Below are 5,728 nucleotides of genomic sequence, written 5' to 3'. Positions count from 1 at the left end.
TCCAGTTTAGCGAGCTTTGCCAGCTTTTCGTTCGCTTCCTCGAGTTCGGCAGTTGTTGCCGCGATAAAGTTGGCAAGGCGCTGCACCAGCGGCATTGTGGTGGGCTGGGGTTTAACCGGTTCTGCAAGCAGCTTCGGGGTTATGACAGGTTTGCCCTCACGCATAGCAACCGTTACGATAGCGCAGTTTTCAAGTATGACTTTGCCGTTTATCCGTGCTATCTCACCGTGGCTGTAAAAGCCAAGGTTAGGCGAGATTGAATGGAACGGCCTCAGTTCCCTGTTTGTGTCGTTCTGTAAAAATTTCTGGCGGGACATGCAGCTGAATATAAACATTCCCTGCGGCGCGAAGCTGCGGAGGGAGTGGCTGATTTCCCACGATGAATTTATGATTTCTCCCGGGTCGCCATATGAAAGGCGCACCGTTTCACCTAAATAGCAGTCAGCGGTGAATATGAGCGAGCCGTCCGCCCGCGTGTCAGCAGGCAGGCGCATTATAGGTTCACCGTCACGCTCCAGCACGAAGGGAAAAACCAGGCTTTCCGAGTCGAACTGCTTCGGTGTCACCTTGAGGTATGTTTCGTAAATTCTGACGGCAGGATTGTTATTCAGCTTACATACTATGCGGTCGCCTTCTACACTTGTTATGCGCAGCGAGCGTCCGAGAGGCTTCCAGCCGAGGCCGATGTTGGTTCGGATATGAAGGTCTTCTCCCAGGAAGCAAACCGCTATAATGCCGTGGCTGAATTTTTCCTTGTCAGTAAAAATATACGGATTGTCCAGTGTGCGGTATATGGACGCGCATCCGCCGAATATTTCAACGTCCTCACGGACTTCAGAGAGCTGCTTCAGAATCCATTCAAGCCGCGGGGTGTTAACAGTGGAAAGAAGGCCAATGCCCTTTAACGTTGGTGTGGCAGCACAGAAGGATTTCAGATGGGCAACTGTATCCTCGGGGTTTTCGGACAGCAGGTCAAAGGTGTGAAGCTCGATGACTGATGATTCGAAAACCGTGAAGGAGAGGATAGTAGTGCGGTTTGAAAAGAGCCCGTTCAGAATCTCGGCATAGGACGTTGCTCCGACGATAGTCGCGAGAGGAATACGGTTTGTAAGTCTCCGTGCGACTTCGTGAATGTCCGACTGCGAGGTCCATGAGGAAAATATAGAAACCAAAATACTCGAAGGATACTGGGGGCATTCAGCGAGGAACGCACTCAGGCAGGCTTCGAGGTCATTTACAGTTTTTAAGTAGTAAGAAAACTGCTTCATTATGATAAGCCTTTCATTTGGAAAATAGGAATTTTGTCTATTATAGCATATTAGTATAATAGAAGGTATATACATATTTACATTTTTGACTAAAAATTTTAAGAGCATTTATAGTGAGATTCTGATAATTTTTGTATGATTTTATGGTGAAAATATGCGTTTCGCTGTTGGCAAAACCTGAACAAATGCGTTATAATTGTAACGATTTTTATTTTTGTGTGTAATTGTGTAAACCTGAACACACATTAGGAGTTGGGGATGTATGAAAAAGCTCAGTATGAGTGCCAAGGTGTTTATTGGCTTTGGCATAGGTATCGTATTGGGGATGATTTTCGGCAAGGACGTTGTGGTGGTAAAGCCTGTTGGTGATGTCTTTTTGAAGCTCATCCAGATGATTGTGATACCTCTCATCTTTTGTTCTATTATCAGCGGTATCTCAAGTATCGGTGATATCGGGAAGCTGCGCCGGATTGGCACGAAGGTTATGGGATTTTATGTGGTAACCACGGTGCTTTCAACGGTTATTGGTCTGGTTGTCGCGCATATCATCCGCCCGGGGACGGGGTTTCGTATGTACGATATTCAGGCTTCGGGAGAGCCTATCAAGGCGGCTGAGCCTATGTCCGTTGGCTCTGCGATTCTCGGAATGATTCCGAGCAATCCTATTGCTGCGCTGGCGCAGGGCGAGCTCATGCAGGTCATTGTTTTTGCGGTGTTCGTGGGTGTGACGATTACGATTCTCGGAGACCGTGTCGGGAATGTGAAGAAGCTCATTGATGAGGGCACACAGATAATGTTTAAGGTTACTGACCTCGTCATGCAGACTACTCCGTTCGGTGTATGTGCTCTTGCAGCCTGCAGCGTTGGCGAATACGGGCTTGCCGTGTTCGGCGTCATGGGTAAATTCATTTTTACGCATTACATGGCGGCTCTTTCCATCATAGTGTTCCTGTACCTTTTCATGATCAGGGGGATTGCGCATATTCCTCTGTCGGAGTTTTTCAAAAAGATTACCGAGGTATGGCTTGTGGCATTCAGCACGACGTCCAGCTCCGGTACTCTTCCTGTTACCCTTAAGGTTACCGAGCAGGAGTTCAAGGTGAAGCATGAGCTTGCTTCCTTTACGCTGCCCCTGGGAGCTACCATAAACATGAATGGCATTGCGGCGTACTATGCGGTGACGATTATGTTTGTTTCGCAGGTATACGGTGTTGACCTTACCCTTGCGCAGCAGGCAAGCTTCATATTTATAACGACTCTTATTTCAATCGGTACGCCTGGTATTCCGAACAGCGGTATTGTTCTGACAGTCATGCTGCTGGGCACGATGGGCCTGCCGGCTACTATCATGGGAATGATTGTAGGTATTTTCCGCCCGATTGATATGATTCATACGGCGCTGAATGTAACGGGAGACGTTGTCTCGACTCTTTCTGTTGCGCGCATAGAGGATATGTACGAAAAGGCTTAAGTTAAAAAGCATCCGGTATTTGCTCCGGATGCTTTTTTATGTGGTAAAATGGAAAGTGTGTTATACACACGAATAGGTGTTCAGGTGCTTTGGATATTATCTGAAGCACGGTTCAGAGAAAACGGAGGCGGATCTTATGGCTGCAGTGGAGGATGTTCGTTATCGGAAGATTCTTGTACCGCTTGACGGGTCGGTGGAGTCGGAGCGTGGGTTTCGGCATGCGGTGTATCTGGCGTCGCTGGTGCGGGGTGAGCTTACGCTTTTGCATGTTGTCGACCTGAACCGCAAGATGTCCATGCTTGAAAGGTCCATGGCAGGCGGCTATGTTCCTACGGAGTTTAAGGAGCAGGGCTATAAGCTTCTGCAGCCGTATACGAAGCAGGTCCCCGAGGAAGTAGGGCTTGATACTATGGTACAGATAGGGTCTCCGGCTGATGTTATAGTTGATGTGGCTGAAAACGGCGGGTTCAGTATAATTGTTCTGGGCACTCGCGGCCTTGGCACGCTGCAGGACGTAATCCTCGGCGGCGTGAGCCACTCTGTTCTGCATCACTGCAGTGTACCTGTGCTCCTTGTCCGCTGATTGTTGCGGGTGGCAGGCAGTTGTGGTAAGCTCTAGTATGCGTGTAAAAATATTTTTGCATCAATGGAGGCGTATATATGCTGCTGTATTTTTCCAGCTATATTGCTGTAATGAGCATCATTGCTTTTTTGATGTACGGTGCCGATAAAATGCTTGCTATGAAGCAGAAATGGCGGATTTCTGAAGCTCTTCTGCTGCTTATAGCATTGGTAGGGGGAAGTATGGGAGCACTTTTGGGGATGATTGTGTTCCGTCATAAGACGCATCATTTGAAATTTCAGATCGGCGTGCCGGTTATCCTGCTTCTGCAGGTTGTGGCTGTCGGTTACGTATGGTATTTACTGAATTATTAAAAGGGGAACTGTTTTGAAGCGTATCATTGTCAATGCGGATGATTTCGGACGTCATCCGCTTATTAATGCGGCTGTTGCGCAGGCGGCCGAGAAGGGTTTTCTGCGTTCTGCGACGTTAATGCCGGGAGGAAAGGCTTTTGACGGGGCCGTTGAGGTGGCACGGACACATAAGGAGCTTGGTGTCGGCGTGCATTTCACTCTGGTGAACGGATTCCCTGTTCTTCCACCTGAGGAAATTCCTTCTCTCGTGACATCTGAGGGTGTCTTTTATGATACGCATAATGTTTTCGTGAAAAGGTTTCTCATGGGAAAGATTTCCATGGAGGAGGTGCGGCGTGAGCTTTCGGCCCAGATGGAAAAGATGATGAGTACGGGGGTTGCGCTTACGCATATAGACAGCCACCAGCATATGCACACGCTGCCGGGGATTATTGATACTGCGCTGGATGTTGCGCAGAAGGCAGGGATCCGTGCTGCGCGTGTGCCTGTAATAGACCTTTTCTGCGGAGATGAAATGAGTCCGGGACAGCTTATAGGACGGCTTGGGCTTGGTACGCTTGCGCGTATGGCAAGGCACAAGGCGCATGCAAGAGGCATGAAGACTCCTGATGCTTTTGCCGGCATTGTTGACGGAGAGGCAGTCAGCGAGGGCTATCTCCGCGAGATGGCAGAGACTATGGGCGAGGGCACGACAGAGGTTATGCTGCACCCGGGGACGGACAACAGTGTTCTTGTGCCTGCCTGTGAATGGGAGCATGATTTTGAGGAGGAGCTCCGTGCCGTAACCTCTGCGGAGACTATGGCGATTCTCAGTAAGAAAAACATTCAGATAGGAAATTTTGCTGATTTGGTGTAAATGTATGGATAAGATAACGGTTGTTGTACCATGCTATAACGAGGAAGAGGTCATTGAGACCTTTTATACGGAGCTTTCAAAGGCAGTGGAGGCGGTGCCTGATGCACAGTTTTCCTGCCTGTTCGTAAATGACGGCAGCATGGACGGTACTCTTGATATACTCCGCAGGCTTGAGGCGGAAAATGAAGATGTGTCATATATTTCCCTTTCCCGCAATTTCGGCAAGGAAGCGGCTATGATGGCAGGTCTTGATTACGCTGACGGAGATGCGGTCATTATAATGGACGCTGATCTGCAGCATCCTCCTTCTATGATTCCCGAGATGGTGGAATGGTGGAGACAGGGATATGATGACGTCTGCACGCGCCGCACCGACCGCGAGGACGAGACCTGGTTCAAACGCAACATGACAGGTGTTTTTTATGGTGTGCTGCAGAGCTTTACGCGGTACAGGGTGCAGCGTAATGTGGGTGATTTTCGTCTGCTGGACCGCCGCTGTGTTTCGGCACTTTGCCTTATGCGTGAGAGCCAGAGATACACAAAGGGTCTATTCACGTGGGTTGGGTACCGGAAAAAGGAGATTCCCTATAAGGTTCAGCCCCGTGCCGCGGGAACGACCACATGGAACTATTTTTCGCTGTTCAATCTGGCGGTGGAGGGGATTACGTCATTTACGACTGCTCCGCTGCGGCTGACAACTATGCTCGGCCTTTTTGTGTCAGTGATGGCGATTCTTTACATGATTTTCGTGCTTTTCAATGCGCTTTTGTACGGCGATCCGGTAGCAGGATATCCGACGCTGATAACGGTTATGCTGTTTCTGGGAGGCGTGCAGCTGCTGTCCCTTGGTATTATAGGCGAATATCTGGGGAGGGTATTTAACGAAAGCAAGCAGCGCCCTATTTATCTGGTGGACGAGAGGGACGGAAAAAAACTCTGCTATCGCCGGGGGAGACCTTCGGAATATAAAGGAGAAGAATGATTTTTTATTATGGAGACAGGAAATAAAGGTAAGGTTCTGCTGATTTTGGCAGCAATATTTTTGGTTATGTTTTTGCTGAATCTGGGTATGCCCATTCACCGCGACGATTATGATTATTCAATGATATGGATGACAACGGAGCATCTGGGTTCATTGGGGGATGTATTTACTTCGGCGTACCGCCACTATTTTCTGCATGGCGGGCGTATGGTGAC

Annotated in this window: 7 protein-coding genes; 6 read left to right on the top strand and 1 reads right to left on the bottom strand. The window is 48.9% G+C overall.

Translation table 11 applies throughout. The annotated features are described in order from the left end of the window. Nucleotides 1–1,268 (bottom strand): FIST signal transduction protein (locus ACY69O_RS02910; RefSeq protein ID WP_462331970.1); only part of this gene is annotated, 1,268 nt, incomplete at its 3' end. 262 nt (nucleotides 1,269–1,530) lie between these two features. Between ACY69O_RS02910 and ACY69O_RS02905 the strand changes: the two genes are divergently transcribed. The 6 genes from ACY69O_RS02905 to ACY69O_RS02880 form a co-directional block, all read left to right on the top strand. After that, nucleotides 1,531–2,739, top strand: a complete 1,209-nt coding sequence (locus tag ACY69O_RS02905; RefSeq protein WP_462331969.1) for a dicarboxylate/amino acid:cation symporter — start codon at nucleotides 1,531–1,533, stop codon at nucleotides 2,737–2,739. 136 nt (nucleotides 2,740–2,875) lie between these two features. Further along, complete coding sequence (locus ACY69O_RS02900) at nucleotides 2,876–3,322, top strand: universal stress protein (protein WP_462331968.1); 447 nt, start codon at nucleotides 2,876–2,878, stop codon at nucleotides 3,320–3,322. A 77-nt stretch (nucleotides 3,323–3,399) separates the two neighbouring features. Next, a complete protein-coding gene (locus ACY69O_RS02895; protein ID WP_462331967.1) occupies nucleotides 3,400–3,675 on the top strand; it encodes a DUF1294 domain-containing protein in 276 nt (91 codons plus the stop codon). 13 nt (nucleotides 3,676–3,688) lie between these two features. After that, entirely contained in the window at nucleotides 3,689–4,531 is an 843-nt protein-coding gene (locus ACY69O_RS02890) for a ChbG/HpnK family deacetylase (RefSeq protein ID WP_462331966.1), read from the top strand. Nucleotides 4,532–4,535: 4 nt separating this feature from the next. Further along, nucleotides 4,536–5,513 (top strand): glycosyltransferase family 2 protein, encoded by a 978-nt coding sequence (locus ACY69O_RS02885; RefSeq protein ID WP_462331965.1) that lies wholly within the window; start codon nucleotides 4,536–4,538, stop codon nucleotides 5,511–5,513. 9 nt (nucleotides 5,514–5,522) lie between these two features. Then, a partial coding sequence (locus ACY69O_RS02880) for a DUF6056 family protein (RefSeq protein WP_462331964.1) occupies nucleotides 5,523–5,728 on the top strand: 206 nt, incomplete at its 3' end.

Source organism: Schwartzia sp. (in: firmicutes), assembly GCF_978017985.1.
The sequence above is the reverse complement of the archived record's forward strand: the minus strand, read 5'-3'. Positions and strand labels throughout refer to the sequence as shown.

Bases quoted from the DNA above. Each gene is read 5' to 3' on its own strand.
- ACY69O_RS02900 (WP_462331968.1), top strand. From the start codon at position 2,876: ATGGCTGCAGTGGAGGATGTTCGTTATCGGAAGATTCTTGTACCGCTT.
- ACY69O_RS02905 (WP_462331969.1), top strand. From the start codon at position 1,531: ATGAAAAAGCTCAGTATGAGTGCCAAGGTGTTTATTGGCTTTGGCATA.
- ACY69O_RS02885 (WP_462331965.1), top strand. From the start codon at position 4,536: ATGGATAAGATAACGGTTGTTGTACCATGCTATAACGAGGAAGAGGTC.
- ACY69O_RS02895 (WP_462331967.1), top strand. From the start codon at position 3,400: ATGCTGCTGTATTTTTCCAGCTATATTGCTGTAATGAGCATCATTGCT.